The 503-nt window shown below is 51.7% G+C and carries 1 protein-coding gene and 2 pseudogenes; all 3 read right to left on the reverse strand.

The features are described from left to right. Positions 1–130 (reverse strand): annotated as a pseudogene (locus ACJHXB_RS24840) (hypothetical protein); the annotation flags it as partial. After that, entirely contained in the window at positions 127–417 is a 291-nt protein-coding gene (locus ACJHXB_RS24845; protein ID WP_000774488.1) for a DUF1364 domain-containing protein, read from the reverse strand. The pseudogene ACJHXB_RS24840 and the gene ACJHXB_RS24845, both read right to left, overlap by 4 nt. Then, positions 410–503: pseudogene (locus tag ACJHXB_RS24850) on the reverse strand (hypothetical protein); the annotation flags it as partial. The gene ACJHXB_RS24845 and the pseudogene ACJHXB_RS24850, both read right to left, overlap by 8 nt.

Consider the following 503-nt stretch of genomic DNA (forward strand, 5'->3'; position numbering starts at 1 on the left):
TTTTAATGATTCGGGCGACGTTATCGCGGTATGCCTGCCCCTCTGCACTGACGTGCGTGCGCCCGCGATTATGGCGGTAATAGCGATTATTGCTCGGAGGCCAGGGTAATGTGATACTGTAGGTATTCACGCCTTAATAACCCCCTCTTTCAGCCAGATAACCTGTGTTCTCGCCATACCTTCCAGCGCGCATTCTTTTGCATATGCAGCATCGACAAAATGTGTGCGGCGGTCGATTTCGTCGTGGCAGGCAGAACATGCAATGGTGGCAATCAGGTCTGGCGGTTTGATACCGGTACCGCACAATCCAGCCAGCCGGATATGTGCCAGTACAGACGTTTCAGAATTGCCATTACATACGCCAGGGATTCTTACCTGGCATTCCCGACCACGCGCTGCTTTTCTCAAATCAGCCATGATTCCTCCTTGCTGCCAGTCGCAACCATTTTTTATCAACCAGGCTAGCGGTATATCCGAGCAGTGTTGGTATTTCGGATGGCTTC

The sequence above is a fragment of the Escherichia sp. WS3227_2 genome (assembly GCF_046486495.1).
GTDB classification, from domain to species: Bacteria; Pseudomonadota; Gammaproteobacteria; order Enterobacterales; family Enterobacteriaceae; genus Escherichia; species Escherichia coli.